This is a genomic window from Streptomyces sp. NPDC002825 (genome assembly GCF_040295385.1).
In the GTDB taxonomy this organism is placed as follows: domain Bacteria; phylum Actinomycetota; class Actinomycetes; order Streptomycetales; family Streptomycetaceae; genus Streptomyces.
This window is the reverse complement of record NZ_JBEOVH010000012.1, coordinates 1-15998: the sequence shown is the minus strand read 5'-3', so window position 1 is coordinate 15998 and position 15998 is coordinate 1. Positions and strand designations below refer to the sequence as shown.

16 protein-coding genes are annotated in these 15998 nt (G+C 74.2%); 8 read left to right on the top strand and 8 right to left on the bottom strand.

The window, feature by feature from the left end:
* Window positions 1–34: 34 nt before the first annotated feature.
* From ABT041_RS17375 to ABT041_RS17350, 6 genes are all read right to left on the bottom strand, one after another.
* The gene (locus ABT041_RS17375; protein WP_351184861.1) at window positions 35–541 is read right to left on the bottom strand and encodes a DinB family protein; all 507 of its coding nucleotides are present in this window, start codon (window positions 539–541) and stop codon (window positions 35–37) included.
* 166 nt (window positions 542–707) lie between these two features.
* Window positions 708–1109: an SRPBCC family protein gene (locus ABT041_RS17370; RefSeq protein WP_351184859.1), complete on the bottom strand. Its 402-nt coding sequence runs from the start codon at window positions 1107–1109 to the stop codon at window positions 708–710.
* Window positions 1106–1420: an ArsR/SmtB family transcription factor gene (locus ABT041_RS17365; protein ID WP_351184857.1), complete on the bottom strand. Its 315-nt coding sequence runs from the start codon at window positions 1418–1420 to the stop codon at window positions 1106–1108. The genes ABT041_RS17370 and ABT041_RS17365 overlap by 4 nt, the downstream gene beginning before the upstream one ends.
* Window positions 1421–1543: 123 nt before the next feature.
* Window positions 1544–2371, bottom strand: a complete 828-nt coding sequence (locus tag ABT041_RS17360; protein ID WP_351184855.1) for an alpha/beta fold hydrolase — start codon at window positions 2369–2371, stop codon at window positions 1544–1546.
* A 146-nt stretch (window positions 2372–2517) separates the two neighbouring features.
* A complete protein-coding gene (locus ABT041_RS17355) occupies window positions 2518–5661 on the bottom strand; it encodes a sacsin N-terminal ATP-binding-like domain-containing protein (RefSeq protein ID WP_351184853.1) in 3144 nt (1047 codons plus the stop codon).
* 617 nt (window positions 5662–6278) lie between these two features.
* Window positions 6279–7208, bottom strand: a complete 930-nt coding sequence (locus ABT041_RS17350) for a DUF3027 domain-containing protein (RefSeq protein WP_351184851.1) — start codon at window positions 7206–7208, stop codon at window positions 6279–6281.
* A 413-nt stretch (window positions 7209–7621) separates the two neighbouring features.
* Here ABT041_RS17350 and ABT041_RS17345 point away from each other — a divergent pair, with 413 nt between their 5' ends.
* From ABT041_RS17345 to ABT041_RS17330, 4 genes are all read left to right on the top strand, one after another.
* A complete protein-coding gene (locus ABT041_RS17345; protein ID WP_351184849.1) occupies window positions 7622–9004 on the top strand; it encodes an MFS transporter in 1383 nt (460 codons plus the stop codon).
* A gap of 172 nt (window positions 9005–9176) precedes the next feature.
* Complete coding sequence (locus ABT041_RS17340; protein WP_351184847.1) at window positions 9177–9659, top strand: DUF2771 domain-containing protein; 483 nt, start codon at window positions 9177–9179, stop codon at window positions 9657–9659.
* A gap of 7 nt (window positions 9660–9666) precedes the next feature.
* Window positions 9667–10419 carry a futalosine hydrolase gene (locus ABT041_RS17335; RefSeq protein ID WP_351184845.1) on the top strand — a complete coding sequence of 251 codons (753 nt, stop codon included), beginning with the start codon at window positions 9667–9669 and terminating at the stop codon, window positions 10417–10419.
* Window positions 10407–11261: a 1,4-dihydroxy-6-naphtoate synthase gene (locus ABT041_RS17330; protein ID WP_351184843.1), complete on the top strand. Its 855-nt coding sequence runs from the start codon at window positions 10407–10409 to the stop codon at window positions 11259–11261. The genes ABT041_RS17335 and ABT041_RS17330 overlap by 13 nt, the downstream gene beginning before the upstream one ends.
* Window positions 11262–11308: 47 nt before the next feature.
* Here ABT041_RS17330 and ABT041_RS17325 read toward each other — a convergent pair whose 3' ends face one another.
* Entirely contained in the window at window positions 11309–11692 is a 384-nt protein-coding gene (locus tag ABT041_RS17325) for a cold-shock protein (protein ID WP_030694234.1), read from the bottom strand.
* Between the two features lie 143 nt (window positions 11693–11835).
* Here ABT041_RS17325 and ABT041_RS17320 point away from each other — a divergent pair, with 143 nt between their 5' ends.
* Window positions 11836–12099 carry a hypothetical protein gene (locus ABT041_RS17320; RefSeq protein WP_351184841.1) on the top strand — a complete coding sequence of 88 codons (264 nt, stop codon included), beginning with the start codon at window positions 11836–11838 and terminating at the stop codon, window positions 12097–12099.
* 3 nt (window positions 12100–12102) lie between these two features.
* On the opposite strand, the gene ABT041_RS17315 is transcribed toward ABT041_RS17320, so the two are convergent.
* On the bottom strand, window positions 12103–12729 hold the full coding sequence (locus ABT041_RS17315; RefSeq protein WP_351184839.1) for an HAD family hydrolase: 627 nt from the start codon (window positions 12727–12729) through the stop codon (window positions 12103–12105).
* Between the two features lie 104 nt (window positions 12730–12833).
* Between ABT041_RS17315 and ABT041_RS17310 the strand changes: the two genes are divergently transcribed.
* The 3 genes from ABT041_RS17310 to ABT041_RS17300 are packed head-to-tail and all read left to right on the top strand — an operon-like array spanning window position 12834 to window position 15732.
* Window positions 12834–13838, top strand: coding sequence for a FecCD family ABC transporter permease (locus ABT041_RS17310; protein ID WP_351184837.1), 1005 nt, complete (start codon window positions 12834–12836; stop codon window positions 13836–13838).
* On the top strand, window positions 13835–14929 hold the full coding sequence (locus tag ABT041_RS17305; RefSeq protein WP_351184835.1) for a FecCD family ABC transporter permease: 1095 nt from the start codon (window positions 13835–13837) through the stop codon (window positions 14927–14929). The genes ABT041_RS17310 and ABT041_RS17305 overlap by 4 nt, the downstream gene beginning before the upstream one ends.
* Window positions 14926–15732, top strand: coding sequence for an ABC transporter ATP-binding protein (locus ABT041_RS17300; protein WP_351184833.1), 807 nt, complete (start codon window positions 14926–14928; stop codon window positions 15730–15732). The genes ABT041_RS17305 and ABT041_RS17300 overlap by 4 nt, the downstream gene beginning before the upstream one ends.
* Window positions 15733–15998: the final 266 nt, after the last annotated feature.

The following is a 15998-nucleotide window of genomic DNA, read 5'->3' as shown; positions in this document are numbered from 1 at the left end:
GTCGGGCCGGGTGAAGGCGGTGGATCCGCCGGAGTCAGTCGCCGGTCGTGCCGTCGAGCATCTCGCGCAGGATGTCCAGGTGGCCGTTGTGGCGGGCGGTCTCCTCGGTGAGGTGGAGGAGGATCCAGCGCAGGTCGACGTGGAGGCCGTCACGGACGGCTCGCTCGGCCTGACGGTCGAGGCTGTTGCCGGCGACCAGTTCGCGGTAGCGGGCGCTCTGTCCGGCATATTCGTCGAGCAGCTGGGGCAGCGGGAAGTCGACGGCGATGCGCATCTCGCGGTCGGGGTCCTCTTCGGTCCAGGGCCCCTGGTCCTCCTCTCCGAGGAAGACCACCTGGAACCAGTAGTACTCGACCCAGCGGAGGTGGTTGATCACCCCGCTCAGGGTCATCAGCGGCGATCCCGGCAGGAGCGCCTTGCGGGCGTTCTCCGCAGAGACCCCGGCGCACTTGGCGCGGGCGGTGTCACGTGCGTAGTCGAGGAACGTGGTGAGCTGGGTGCGCTCGTCCCACGCGGGCGGAGTGTCGTCGATTCTGGTCATCGCGCGCAGCATCCCCGAAGGCGGCGATCAATGTCGAGGCATTTTGCCGACGGGCCTGCAGGTCCACGGGGTGGGCCGGCTTCGTGGGCTCCTGGTGGGACCGCCCTCTATCCGAGAGTCGCGCCGTCCGGTACCGGATCACACGAGGACCTCAAGACCCGCAGCCTCAGGCGAGCGTCGCCTCCAGGCGGTCCAGGACGTGGGGCCAGCCGTGGCCCATGCCCTCGTATGCCTGGCGGCCCAGGGGCGAGTCGAGGTCGAAGCCGGCGTGCTTGAGGACGAGGCGGGTGCCCTCGCCCTCCGGGTGCAGCGTCCAGGTGATGGTGGTGTCGAGCGTGCCCTCGGCGAAGCGGTAGGCGAGCAGCTTCTCCTCGTCGACGGCGGTCACCTCGCACGGCTGCTGCCCGAAGTTGCCCATGTCGAGGGTGAAGCGGTGTCCGACGACCGGCTTGACGTCGCCGGCGGCCCACCAGCGGGCGTGCAGTTCGGGGTCGGTCAGGGCCTTCCACACCGCCGCGGGTGCGTGCGGCAGGAACTTCTCGCAGGTGATCGTGTTGTTCTCGGTCATGTCTCGGATTCCTCGTCCAGGAGATGGGCCAGCGCGTCCAGGCGCTGCTTCCAGTAGTGCTCGAACGGATGCAGCCACTCGCTCACCTCGGCCAGCCGGGCCGGTTCGAGGTGGTAGAAGCGGTGCCGCCCGCGGGGCTCTTCGCGCACCAGTCCCGCGGTACGGAGCACCGCCAGGTGCTCGGAGACCGCGGGCCTCCCGAGCTCGAACATCCCGGCCAGCTCGCCCGTGGAGCGGGGCCCTTCACGCAACGTTTCGAGCAGTCTGCGGCGCACCGGGTTGGCCAGCACGCCGAACACGTCGGTCGGCATGACATCCACCATACGTCGGAATTTTCCGACGCGTCAAAAGTTTCCGACGCATTTTTCGTGCCTGGACCGGCCCGGGCCGTCCGTCGTCCGCCGTCCCCCGTCCGCCGTCCGCCGAGCCCCCGTTCAGGCGCTCCGTTCCGCCGCCCGAATGAAGTCCGTGAGCACCCTCGCGTACTCCTCCGGGTGCGTGATGTGCGGGATGTGCCCCGCGCCCTCGAAGGTCTGGTGCCGCGCGTGGGGCAGCACCGCGGCCAGTCGGTCCAGGACCGTGCCGAGCCAGGCGGGGCTCTCCGTGCCGCGGCTCAGCTGGACCGGGACCGTGCAGGCCGAGAGGCCTTCGAGGTCCAGTTCGGGCCAGGTCGGGTCGTTCTGCTCGTCCAGCCAGGTCTGGGCGTGCCGTACGAACGTCTCGCGCATCGCCGGCGGAAGCTTGTCCCACATGCCCGGGCCCAGCGCCACCTCCTCCACGAACGCGTGCGCCCCCTGCTCGTCCTCCCCCTTGCGGAGGTGGTCGAGGACCGCGTCGAAGGACACGAACGTCTGCTGCAGCTGCGCCATCGCCTCGTGGTCGTCGGCCACGACCTCCACCAGCGGGGGCTCGTGGACGGTGATGGTGCGGAACAGCTCCGGCCGTCGGGCCGCGAGGCCGAGCGTGATCGACGCGCCGAACGAGCTGCCCGCGACATGCGCGGGGGCCAGGCCGAGCTCCTCGATCAGCGCGGCGAGGTCGTCCTCGTCCTGCCTCCGCGTGCCCTGCCCCGGCACCGCCTCGCTGTCGCCGTGGCCCCGGCGGTCGTACGCCACGACCCGGAAGGAGGCGCGGATGTCCGCCTCGATCGCCCCCTGCCAGCTCGTGCGGTCGCTCCACGAACCGTGGACGAGGACGAGCGGTTCGCCTTCGCCCACGGAGTCGTAGGCGAGATTCACGTCGTTGGCGCGGACCTGCGGCATGCGGGGGTGCCTCCTCGGGACGAATGACGGCGGTGAGGGCGGTGAAACCCGTGCGGGCGGCGGCCGACCGGCGCCCGCCGCCACCTTTCAGGTCTCTACCAGCACCCTTCCGCCCCCGCCCGCCGCCGCGCCGCCGCAGCCCCCGGTCAGTCGAACCAGCGGTCCCTCGCCAGCTCCGCCGTCCTCGACGGGTCCTCCAGGAGTGCCGCCACCTCGAAACGGCGGGGCCACTGGCCGGCCGCCCAGGCGAGGCCCGCCGCCACGCCCTCCAGGGTGGCGGCGTGGACGACGCCGTCCGGGGTGCGGCGCCAGTCGAGTTCGACGCCGCCCGCGCGGAGTTCCTCGTGCTCGATGTACGAGTCGGGGGTCGCCGGACCGAGGAGGGCGTGGACCGACGCCGGGACCTCGTGCTCCTCGCCGACCGTCGTGACCTCGGCCTCGACGGCCTCGCTCAGCCGCCGGACCTGGAAGAGGTCGGCCAGGTCGTCCGCGCGCGTCGGGGAGACCGGGAGGAGCGGCAGGTCGCCCGCCAGCGGGAGGAGGTCGGGGGCGTCCGCCACCAGGGCCTCCGAGGCCTCCACCACGACCAGGGTGCCGTCCACGACCGCGCGCAGGTCGTCGGGGAGCGTCACCTGTTCGGGGTCCAGGTCCGCGAGGGCCGTGTACAGGGCGTGCAGCTGGGGCGCCGTGACCTCCCGCGTCGGGTCCGCCAGGCGGGCCAGGAGCTCCGCCGCGCCGCCCGGTTCGTCGAGGAGCACCGCGACCGAGGTGCGGACGCCCAGGGCGCGGAGGACCTGCTCGTCCTCGAAGCCGGTCGCGTCGGCGGAGTCGTACAGGCCGGAGAGCAGCGGGTCCGAGCCCTCGGCGCGCAGGCCCGCCGGGCGGCGGCCGTCGAGGACGGGGTGGTCGCGCAGCCACCAGGCCGTGTACGGGCGGACGGTCTGCGTCGTGCCGTCCGGGAGGAGGATCCGTACGGGCTGGGTCAGGGCGTCCCGCAGCGGCGGCTGCGCGAGGAGCGCGAGGGCCTGCGGCCAGGCGTCGTCGTCGACCAGGTCCAGGTCCCGCACGGCCACGATCTCCGTCGCCACCGGGGGTACGGCGGTCATCGGGAGGCGGTCCAGGACGTCCTCGCACCACACGTCGACCGCGTCGAGCAGGCCCGCGTCGTCCGGCTCCGGGTAGTCGCCCTCGCGGGGCTCGAGCTCGTCCGGGTCGAGGACCAGGTCGGTCGCGCGGACCAGGGCGAAGTTCGCCAGGACCCCGCACGCGGCGAGGGGCTGCTCGCCCCAGCGGGACGCCAGCTCGGCGTCCACGAAGGCCAGTTCGTCCTCGCGCATCACGGCGGCGAACGCCGAGCCGGGGAGGACCAGTTCGCCCGCCGGGGAGAGTTCGCCGTCCTCGTCGGGGAGGGCGAGCGCGCCCAGCCACGGCTCCTCGCCGGGGCCGAGCTCCGCGTCGCGGACCAGCGCGAGGACCGTGTCGGCCAGTTCCTCCGCGTCCGGCGCGTCCGCGTCCTCGTCCCAGATCTCCCCCGCGTCGAGGGACGCGGCGACCGCCGCCCGTACCTGCGGGGTCGTCAGGACCGCGCGGGGCGTGGCCGGCAGGGCGCCCAGCTTCTCCAGGAGCGGGTGGGCCGCGTCGGGGTGCGCCACCTTCAGTCCGAGGCGCGTCAACTCCGCGGGCGTACGGTCCTGCGGAAGGAGGACCTGGCGAGGGCCGATCGTCGTACGGATCCTGGCGCCCTCCTCGGTCTCCGCGAGCGGCACCGGGAGGCCCGTGAGCCGGTCCGGGTCGACACCGGCGAGGGAGTCGTACAGCCGCCACCACCACGTCGGCGCCCTGTCCACCCCGGCCAGGCGGTCGATCGCCTCGGTGAGGGGGACGCGGCCGACGCCGAGCGTACGGAGCTCGGGGCGGCGCTCGAGACCGGCGGGCAGGAGCGTGGGGAAGACCTCGGCGAGGACGTCGACGGTCTCCGCGCCCGCGCCCTCCACGACCTCCGCCTCGATCGGGCGGAGCGCCGGCAGCTCCTCGGACGGCGCGGCCGGCGCCAGGAACGCGACCCTGGGCAGCCGGTCCAGGATCGCCTCGCGCAGCGCCCCGTCGACGTGCCCCTTGCCCAGCGGGCCGGGGACGAGGTCGAGGGTCGCGGTGGTCACCGGATGCCAGTCGGCGAGCAGCTCGGCGTACGCGTCGGCCGCCCGCTGCACCAGGAAGTCGGTGAGCGGCCCGGGCGCCGGGTGCCGGCGTGCGGTGTCCAGCGGGAGCGACGCGATGAGCAGGGCGGGGATGCCGAGGGGCTCGTCGGTGGGGGTCGGGGCGTGCACGACGGGGGTCGTACGGGGGTAGCGCGGGGCCCCCTCCGCGTCCACGGGTACGGCCCAGGTGACCGACCAGTGCGGGCGGAGCCGCTCCTCGACCGGACGGTCCTTGAGGAGGTCCGGGTCGAGGGGGCCGCCGTGGCTGACGGTCCGCCAGCGGTGCGTGCCGGTCGCCGAGTCGTCGATGCGGACGTAGCCGTCGTCCTCGGAGCGGCGGACGGTCCGTACGCCCTCGGCCGTCTCCACGACGATCTCGGCGAGACCCGGAAGAGTGAGCAGCAGAGCGTCGTCGACGGAGGTGAGCAGCCGCTCTGCCAGGTCTTCGGCGGCCGTGTCCCGCAGCGGGAGGACGACGACGGTGTCGTAGCCCTCGGGCGCGGTGCCCTCGGCGGGCAGCGGGAGCCTCAGGAGGGGTACGTGGCCGTCGCGGCGGCGCAGTTCGTCGCCGAGGCCCGGGCTGTACCGGGCGGTCTCCGCTGCCAGTTCGCGCGCCTCGGCGAGGGACCAGCGGACGCCGCCGTGCCGGCCCAGGACGGCGGGCTCGTCGGAGACGGCGAGAACCGCGGCGAAACCGACGCCGAAGCGTCCCACGGCGCCGTGCGTCTGCTCGCGCTTGGCGGAGGCGCGGAGGGTGGACAGCGACTCGGCGCCCGCGGCGTCCAGGGGCGCGCCGGTGTTCGCTGCGGCGAGGACCGCGGGGCCCTCGTGGTCCGCCGGGTGCAGGGTCAGGCGGAGGCGGCCGGTGACGCCGGCGCGGTGGGCGGCGTCGGCGGCGTTCTGCGCGAGCTCGACGACGAGGCGGTCGCGGTAGCCGCCGAGGGCGAGGTCCTCCTCGGCGTTCGCGTCCTCCCGGAAGCGGGCCGGACTCGCGCCCCAGGCGTCGAGCACGCCCCGCCGCAGCCGTGCGGTGCCGAAGGGGTCGGTTCCGTCGGTCGTCGTCCGGACGCTGACGCTCACGTCTGACTCCACTCTGGGGGGGCGGGGATGCTGACGCGCCGAAGGTACCGTGCGGGGCAGTACGGGGGTGGACGGGGCACGGCGGCGGCCGGGGGCGCGTGGGGTCGTTGACCTGCAGCGCGGCGCGAAGACCAGCCGGTACGGGCCTGCGCGGGCGGGGGGCGGCACGGGTGCCGGGCCCGGTGGCGCCCGCCGCCCCCGTTGTGGGCATGCGTTCCGCCGGGGCGATGGGGTCCCCCCTGCTCGAGCGAAGCCGAGAGCTTGGGGGAGGGTGGGCACAACGGACGGCGCCCTTACCGGCGCCAGAGGCTCAAGCGCCCCGACCCGCACCACCCGCTCGGTGCATGCGGTGCGGGTCCAGGCTCGGAACGCGGAGGCGCCGCGAGAGGGCGCCGTCCCGTGTGCCCACCCGTCCCGCCCTGGGGTCCCCCCCCCGGACGAAGTCTGGGGGAGGGACGATTGCCCACACGGCAGCGGGCACCGCACCCGGGCGCGGGCACACGCGGGGCGGGGCGAAGCCCCGGGCGCGAGCCCCACACGGCGGGCGCGGGCCAAGACGCCGTCCGGCACGGGCGCGGGGCCACTGCGGTGGGCGACGCTCGCCCACGTGCGGGCCCGGCGGACCCGGGTTACGAGTGGCCCAGGTCTTCCGAGGACGCGTCCGGTTCCGTCGTGGAGCCGGAGTCCTTCGCCGGGCGGAGGGGGAAGACGTCCGACGCCATCGAGTCGAGGACCGGCGGCGCCGGCCGCGGCGGCTTCGGCATGATCGCCGCCTCCGAGTGCCCCCCGCAGCCGTACGCGAGCGACACCACGCGCCCGTCCGCCGGCGAGAACTCGTTCGCGCAGATTCCGAAGGCCTGCTTCAGCGACCCCGCCAGCGGCACCAGGAACGCGCAGGACTCGCACGAGGCCGGCGCCGCCTGAGCCATCGGGGTCTTCGCCCCGAACGCCTCGTCCCAGCGGTCCGCCGCCACGTGCAGCCCGTACCGGGACAGCACCCGGGCCCGGCGCATGCCGAGTTCCTCGGCGACCGCGGCGATCGCGGACCGGGACGGGGTGCGCGAGGTCAGTTCCGCGTCCTCCTCGTCCAGGTGCTCCGACATCTCCTCGGACACGGCGGAGTTCGGCGGCGGCGCGTCCTCGCCCGAGTAGCCGGGCTCCAGGCGCAGGTCGTCCTGCTCCGTCGGGAGCAGGTCCCCGGGGCCCATGTCGCCCGGCCGCAGCCGCTCGCTCCACGGCACCCACTCGGGGGCGAGGAGGGCGTCCGTACCCGGCAGCAGGACGGTTTCGTCAAGCGTGACGTTCTTGGCGCGGGAGGCGCGCGTGACCGTCACCGCCCAGCGCCAGCCCCGGTAGCCGGGCTCCTTGGACTCGAAGTAGTGCGTGACGACGCGGTCGCCCTCCGCGACCACCTCGACGTGCGCGCCGACGATCCCGGGCGCGGCCGCCTCCTCGGCGGCCTCCCGCGCGAGGTCTACGGCCTCGGCGCACAGGCGGTCGGGGGTACGCGTGGCTCGCGGGGTACGCGGGGTACCGCTTCGCGTCGTCGCAGCACTCACAGGTCTCGCTTCTCTCCTACGCCGTCTCACGGGTGCGCCGGCCGAGGGGCGGGAGCGAAGCCACGGGCGGCGGGCGGAGCGGACCAGAGGGCCGCATCGACGTCCGCACCCGACTTGTCTCGCGCGTCTCGGGCACACCTAACGTCATCCATTCTGCGGGATGCCGAAGAGGCGCGCGGCCGAGAGATTCCGCCGGTGACGCGCTACGCACGCTACCCCGTTCGCGGGCCTCCGCCCACCTGCCCGTCCCAAGTGGCCCGGATCGCGGACGACCCGCCCGTCCGGACCGGCCCGACGCGAGTGCCCGAACTGACCTGCCGCGGGAGCCCGTACGTGCCGTAAAGCCCCCTCCAGTACGCCGTCCCCCGTCGTGCCACGGTTCGTCCGGCTCGCCCGTGGGGCACTATGACGGAGTGGCAGCCGCACGGTCCCCCGTACGATCGCATGATCCCGCCGGGCCGCTCCGCCGAGCGGGCCGGAAGGTCGGGCGTGCCCTGCACCTGCCGTTCACGGGGACCGCGAAGGGCATCCGGAAGGCCACGCACGCGCATGGCGCGGGCGAGTCCGGGCTCGGGAAGCTGATCGAGCTGCACGCCGTGAACGGCGCCGGTGACGTCATGATCACCGTCGCGCTCGCCTCGACCGTGTTCTTCTCCGTGCCGACCGACGAGGCCCGCGGCCGCGTCGCGCTCTACCTGGCCGTCACGATGGCCCCCTTCACGCTCCTCGCCCCGGTGATCGGTCCGCTCCTGGACCGGATCCCGCACGGGCGGCGGGCGGCGATGGCGGGCGCGATGCTGACCCGCGCGGTCCTCGCGATCATGATGTCGGGGGCCGTGGCGACGGGCGGTCTTGAGCTGTATCCGGCGGCGCTGGGCGTGCTCGTGGCCTCCAAGGCGTACGGCGTCGTCCGCAGCGCCGTCGTGCCCCGTCTCCTGCCGCCGAACTTCTCGCTCGTGAAGGCGAACTCCCGGGTCACCCTGGCCGGGCTGCTCGCCACCGGCATCGCCGCGCCGATCGGGGCGGGGCTGCAGCTGCTCGGGCCGCGCTACCCGTTGTACGGGGCGTGCGCGCTGTTTCTGCTCGGTACGTTCTGGGCGCTGCGGATGCCGCCCAAGGTGGACTCCGCGAAGGGCGAGCGGCGGGCGCACCTGCTGACGCACGGCGAGAAGAAGCCGAGCCTGCGGACGGTGGGCCCGTCGGTGCTGCACGGGCTCCAGGCGAACGCGGCGCAGCGCATGCTGTCCGGGTTCCTGATCTTCTTCCTGGCGTTCCTGCTGCGCGAGCACCCGCTGTCGGGGCAGAGCGCCGCCGTCTCGCTCGGGATCGTGGGTGTGGCGGCGGGTACGGGGAACGCCTGCGGTACGGCCGTCGGCTCGCTGCTGCGGGACCGCGGGCACGGGCCGGAGGTGATCATCGCCACGATGATCACCGTGGTGTGCGGTACGGCGATCTGTACGGCCATCTTCTTCGGCGGCCTGATGGTGGCCGTCCTCGGCGCGGTCGCGGGGCTCACCCAGGCCCTGTCGAAGCTGTCCCTGGACGCGCTGATCCAGCGGGACGTGCCGGAGCTGGTGCGGACCTCGGCGTTCGCCCGTTCCGAGACGGCGCTGCAGATGGCGTGGGTGGTGGGCGGCGGGATCGGCATCTCCCTGCCCCTGAACGGCACCCTCGGCATGGCCGTCGCCGCCGGGATCCTGGCCGTGGGCGCACTCCTCTCGGTCCGCGGCCTCCTGTCGGAGGCCCGCCGCCGCCCGGGCCCGAAGGGCGGCCAGCCCAAGGCGAAGGTGGCCTAGCCGGGCCCCGGAAGACGCGGCGGACACCCGCCGGGAGACGCCGCAGACACCCCCGGGAGACGCCGCCGACACCCCGCCCGGCGCCCGGGACACTCCGTACGAAGCGGTACGCCGTGGCGGCACGCCGTACCCCCGCGTGGCGCGGGCGCGGCGGCCCGATAGCCTTCGGCTCATGACCGTTGCGTTCTTCTCCGGCTCGCGCCGCCGGGCCGCCGTCGCCCTCGGGGCCGTCTCCGCCGGGCTCCTCGTACTCTCCGCCTGCGACAAGCCGACTCCGCTCGCGACCCTGACGGTCGGGACCGACTCGGTGCACTCCGAGGCCGCCTGCTACAACGACGGCGACGCCATCAAGGAGTCGCAGATCCAGCAGTGCCTCAACAAGAAGGCCGAGAAGACCATCACGGTCTCCACGGACGACAAGATCCGCTTCGGCGTGGACCCGGAGATCGCGGACCACGGCTGGACGATCTTCCTCGGCGGCCAGCAGGCCGAGCCCGAGCCGTACAAGAAGACGTACCGGACCATCCCGGCCAGCGCCTTCTTCTCCCAGTCCCCGACCGGCGAGGTCACCGACAAGACCCAGGTGACCATCGTCGAGAACACCGGCAAGAAGCTGACCGGCATCTGGCACTTCCAGCTGAAGAAGGACTCCTGATCCGCCGGTGGTCCACCGGATCCTGATCGTGACGGCCGTGGCGGCGGAGGCGGACTCCGTCTCCGCCGGCCTCGGCCTCGGCGACCCCGGGCTCCTCGCGCTGCCGGGGGGTCTCACGCTGCGCCGTCACCAGGACCGCCTCGACGTTCTCGTGGGCGGGGTCGGGCCCGCCGCCGTCGCCGCCGCGACCGGGACCGCGCTCGCGTACGGGGCGCTGACCGGGGACGGGGACGGGTACGGGCTCGTCGTGTCCGCCGGGATCGCCGGCGGCTTCCAGCCTGCCGCGCCGCTCGGGTCCGTCGTCGTCTCCTCGGCGATCGTCGCCGCCGACCTCGGGGCCGAGACCCCGGACGGGTACCTCGCGGTCGACGAGCTCGGCTTCGGCCGGTCGGTCCATCCTGTTCCCGAGGCGCTGGCCGAGCGGATCACCACCGCCCTGGAGGGCACCGGCGGCCCCCCGTACGCCCTGGCGCCCGTCCTCACCGTCTCCACCGTCACCGGCACCGCCCGCCGTGCCGCCGAGCTCGCGCAGCGGCATCCGACGGCCGCCGCGGAGGCGATGGAGGGCTTCGGCGTCGCCGAGGCCGCCGCCGCGTACGGCGTGCCCGTCGTCGAGATCCGCGCCGTGTCGAACGCCGTCGGCCCCCGCGACCGCGCCGCCTGGCGCATCGGCGAGGCCCTGGGCGCCCTGCGGCACACCTTCGAGCTGCTCAGCAGAACCGTCTTCGTGGAGTCGTGGGAGCCGTCGTGCCCAAGCTGAAGATCGCCTACTCGCCCTGCCCCAACGACACCTTCGTCTTCGACGCCTGGGCGCACGGCCGGGTCCCGGGCGCGCCCCGGCTCGACGTGACGTTCGCGGACATCGACGTCACCAACGGCTGGGCGGAGAGCGGCACCGACACGCACGACGTCCTGAAGGTGTCGTACGCGGTGCTGCCGTGGATCCTCGACGAGTACGCCCTGCTGCCCTGCGGCGGCGCCCTGGGCCGCGGCTGCGGCCCGCTCGTCCTCACGCGCGAGCCGGTCGGCGGCGAAGGCCTGGCGGGCAGGACGGTCGCGGTGCCGAGCGAGCGCTCGACCGCGTACCTGCTGTTCCGGCTGTGGGCGGCCGAGAAGGTGCCCGGCGGTGTCGGCGAGGTCGTCGTGATGCCGTTCCACGAGATCATGCCCGCCGTACGGGACGGGAAGGTCGACGCGGGGCTCGTCATCCACGAGGCCCGTTTCACGTACCGGAACTACGGGCTGCACTGCCTCGCCGACATGGGCGAGCACTGGGAGTCCACGACCGGGCTCCCGATCCCGCTGGGCGCGATCGTCGCCCGCCGTTCCCTCGGCGCCGAGACCCTCGGGCTGCTGGCCGAGTCCGCCCGTGCGTCGGTGCGGATGGCCTGGGACGATCCGGCGGCCTCCCGGCCGTACGTGCTGGAGCACGCCCAGGAGATGGACCCGAAGGTGGCCGACCAGCACATCGGTCTCTACGTGAACGAGTTCACGGCCGACCTCGGCGAGCACGGTTACGCGGCGGTCCGCGGGCTGCTCACGCGCGCCGCGGCCGAGGGGCTCGTCCCGCCCCTCGGCCCGGACGCGCTGCGCTTCCCGTAAGCCCGTAGCCCGTAGCCCGTAGCCCGTAGCCCGTAAGGGCACCGGACTCAGACGTCGAGCTGGTCGGCGACCGCCCGCAGCAGGCCCGCGATCTTCTTGCCCGCCGCCTTCTCCGGGTAGCGGCCGCGCTCCAGCATCGGCGTGATGTTCTCCAGGAGCGTCGTCAGGTCCTGCACGATGGACGCCAGTTCGTCGGGCTTACGGCGCTGCGCCGCGGCGACGGACGGGGTCGGGTCGAGGATCGTGACGGACAGCGCCTGGTCGCCGCGCTGACCGGCGACGACTCCGAACTCGACCCGCTGCCCCGGCTTCAGTGCGTCGACTCCGGCAGGGAGCACCGACGAGTGGACGAAGACGTCGCCGCCGTCGTCGCGGGAGAGAAAGCCGAAGCCCTTCTCGCTGTTGAACCATTTGACCTTGCCGGTAGGCACGTCTGTCCTCGTCCTCGTCCTCGTCGATGGGGATGGCAAACAGCGGGTCGTCGACCGACCCGCCGGCACCAGGCTAATGGTCTGGAGGCCGGTGACAAGACGCCGCCGACGTGTTCCTCCGGCCTGGGAACTACCCTGGCCGGATGCGTAGTGAAACCCCCGCCGTGCCGGTGGACGACAGTGCCCCGGGTGACGGACTCGTCAAGGCCGGTGTGATCCTGTTCGCGGTCGGCGCGGTCGCGACGCTGGTCACGGTGGCCCCGCTGTTCCTCGGGACGGACCCGTTCCCCACCGTCGCGTACCTCGTGTCGATGCTGATGGGGGTCGGATTCCTGGTGGCCGCCGCCGGGGTGCTGCGGTCGGTCGCGGCCCAGCGGCGGCAGGCCCGTTCCGGCCAGGCGGCCTGAGGCTCAGGCCAGGTACCCCTCCCACCAGGCGCGGAAGTCCGTCAGGTCCGGCAGGACGACGTCCGCGCCGGCCGCCCGGAGCTCCTCGGCGGGGCAGGGGCCGGTCGCGACGGCCACCGAGAGGGCGCCCGCGGTGGCGGCGCCCCTGACGTCGCCGACGTGGTCCCCGACGTAGACCGTGGCGCCGTGCGCGCGCAGGGCCTCCGCCTTGCCCTCGGCCCACAGGCCGCCCGCGACCGCGTGGGGCTCGATGCCCAGGTGGGCCAGGTGCAGCTCGACGTGCGGGCCGTTCTTCGCGCTGACGACGATCGTGCGGCCGCCCGCCTCGCGCACGGCCTCGATGGCGTCCCGGGCGCCGGGCATCGGGACGGTGGGCTCGATGGCGTACGAGGGGTAGAGCGCCCGGTAGCGGGCGGTCATCTCGGTGACGTGCTCGGCCGGGAACCAGTGCGCCATCTCCTGCTCCAGCGGCGGCCCGAGGCGGCTCACGACGAGGTCGGCGTCGACCGGGACCCCGACCTCGGCGGAGAAGGCGACCCAGGTCGCCCTGATGCCGGGGCGGGTGTCGAGCAGGGTCAGGTCGAGGTCGAAGCCGACGGTGGGCGGGTTCGCGGGCGGTGTGGTCGTCATGCAGTCATTGTCCGGGGACCCCTGAATGGCACATGTGTTCGCACAGAGCGGCTGCTTAAACTGAGGCGAGCCTAACCAAACCCGCACTCCGCCGATGGGTCCCGATGCCAGCCGCTTTCCGAACCAGACGGGTCCTCGCGACCTCGGCGGCCCTCGTCGCCCTGCTCCTCGCCGTCCTCCTCAGCCTCGCCGTGGGCGCCCGCCCCATCGCGCCCGCCACCGTCCTCGACGCCCTCCTGCACGGCGCCACCGGCGACGACGCCGAGGTCGTCCGGCAGCTCCGCGTCCCCCGCACCCTCATCGGGCTGATGGTCGGCGCCGCCCTCGCGCTCGCCGGCACCGCCCTCCAGGGCATCACCCGCAACCCGATCGCCGACCCCGGCATCCTCGGCATCAGCCAGGGCTCCTCGGTCGCCGTCGTCCTCGCCATCGGCTTTCTCGGCGTGCACGAACTCAGCGGGTACGTGTGGTTCGCCTTCCTCGGCGCCGCCCTCGCCTCCGTCGCCGTCTACGCGATCGCCGCCGCCGGGCGCGGCGGCGCCACGCCCGTGAAACTCGCGCTCGGCGGAGCCGCGATCAACGCGCTGCTGCTCTCCGTCACCACCGGCGTCCTCACGACCCGGGCCTCGGCGCTCGACGAGTTCCGGTTCTGGCAGATCGGCTCCCTCGACGGCCGCGACACCGCAATCGTCGCCCAGATCTGGCCCTTCCTGCTGCTCGGCGCGGTCCTCGTGCTCTCCGTGGCGCGCGGCCTCGACGCCCTCGCGCTCGGCGAGGACGTCGCCAAGGGGCTCGGCCAGCGCGTCGCGACCGTACGGATCGTCGGCGGGCTCGGCGCGACCGTCCTCACCGGCGCGGCCGTCGCCGCCGCCGGTCCCGTCGCCTTCGTCGGCCTCGCCGTCCCCCACATCGCCCGCGCCGTCGTCGGCTCCGACCACCGCTGGGTGCTGCCGATGGCCGCGGTCATCGGGCCTGTGATGCTGCTCGTCGCCGACGTCGCCGGACGGATCGTGTTCCCGCCGGGCGAGGTCCCGGCCGGCGTGACGACCGCGCTGATCGGCGTCCCGTTCCTCGTCACGCTGGTACGCCGGAAGGCGGTGCCGGCATGAGCACCACGCACGTCCGCCCCGGCCGTACGGGCGCGAGCGCCGCGCCGCACGTCCGCCCCGCCGGATACGGCCTCGTCCGCGCCGGACGGGCCTCCTTCCTCGTCCACCGCCGCTCGGCCCTGATCGCCACGGGCCTGCTCCTGCTCCTGGCCGCGGCCTGCGTCGCGTACCTCTGCGTCGGCGAGAAGTTCGTGGCGCCCGGAGAGGTCGTACGGATCCTCCTCGGGCAGTGGTCGCCGTCCGCGTTCGTCGTCGAGGAGCTGCGCGAGCCGCGGCTCGTCGTCGCGCTCGCCGTCGGCGCCGCGTTCGGCATCGCGGGCGGCCTCATCCAGACCGTCGCCCGCAACCCGCTCGCCAGCCCCGACATCATCGGCATCAGCCAGGGCGCCGGTGCCGTCACCGTCGCCGCGATGACCTTCGGCCTCACCTCGTACACCGTCCTGCCGTACGTCTCCATCGCCGGCGGCATCCTCGCCGCCGCCCTCGTGTACGCCTTCGCCTGGCGCGGCGGGCTGCACGCGACGCGGTTCGTCCTCATCGGCATCGGCATCGCGATCGCGCTGCGGTCCCTCATCACGCTCTTCATGACGAAGGGCGACTACCTCGTCGCCCAGCAGGCCCAGATCTGGATGACCGGCTCCCTCAACGGCCGCGGCTGGGACGAGTCCGCGCCGATCCGCTGGACCCTCCTCCTGCTGCTCGCCGCCGTGCTGTGGGCGGCCCGCGCCCAGCGGACCGTCTCCCTCGACGACGACACCGCGACCGCGCTCGGCGCCCGGCTCGGCGGGGTCCGCCTCGGGCTCGTCGCCGTCGGCGTCGTCCTCGCGTCGGTGGCCACGGGCGTCGCAGGACCGGTCGACTTCGTGGCGCTCCTCGCGCCGCAGATCGCCCGCCGCATGACACGGACGGCGCAGATCCCGCTGCTCTGCTCCGCGCTCACCGGAGCGGTGATCGTCGTCGTCGCCGACCTCCTCGGCCGGCGGCTCCTCTCCCCCGTCGAACTGCCCGTGGGCGTCCTCACGGCGGCGGTCGGCGCCCCCTACCTGATCTGGCTCATCGTCCGGAGCCGAGCCGTTGGAGGAAAGCCGTGAGCAGACTGCAGGCCCGTGAGCTGACGCTCGCGTACGAGGACCGCACCGTCGTCGAGGAGCTCGACCTCGCGATCCCCGACGGCAAGGTGACCGTGATCGTCGGCCCCAACGCCTGCGGCAAGTCCACGACGCTGCGGGCGCTCGGGCGGCTGTTGAAGCCGGCGGGCGGCGCGGTCCTCCTCGACGGGGAGTCCCTCGCGAAGCTCCCCACGAAGCGGATCGCCCGCTCCATCGGCCTGCTGCCGCAGACGCCCGTCGCGCCCGAGGCCATCACCGTCGCCGACCTCGTCTCCCGCGGCCGCCAGCCGCACCAGGCCTGGTGGAAGCAGTGGTCGGAGGAGGACGAGCGGGCCGTCGCCGACGCCATGGAACGCACCGACGTCGCCGCGCTCGCCGACCGGTCCGTCGACGCGCTCTCCGGCGGGCAGCGGCAGCGCGTCTGGATCGCGATGGCCCTCGCCCAGGAGACGGACCTGCTCCTCCTCGACGAGCCCACCACCTACCTGGACATCTCCCACCAGGTGGAGGTCCTCGACCTCGTCCGCCGCCTCAACCGGCTCCGCGGCCGGACCGTCGTCCTCGTCCTCCACGACCTGAACCAGGCCGCGCGGTACGCCGACCACCTCGTCGCGATGAAGGCGGGGCGGGTGGTGGCGGCGGGCGCGCCGTCGGACATCGTCACGGCGGAGCTCGTACGGGACGTCTTCGGCCTGTCGTCGGTGGTGGTCCCGGACCCGGTGACGGGGTCTCCGCTGGTGGTACCGGGTGCGCCGTGGCACGCGGAGACGCCGACGAGGGGCTGACCCGTGGCCCTGTCGCGGGCGGCGTCTTGGCGGGCCGGCTCCCACCGCCCGCGGGGGGCTCGCGCCCACGCCGCGCCCTTAGCCGGCCCGCGTGTGGCCGCGCCCGCTGCCGTGTGGGGCCCGCGCCCGCCTGGGCGGTGCCCCGCTGCCGTGTGGGCAATCGTCCCGCTGGGGCGGGACGGGTGGGCACACGGGACGGCGCCCTTCAGCGGCGCCTCCGCGTTCCGCGCCTGGACCCGCACCACCAGTGCACTGCGCACGGGGTG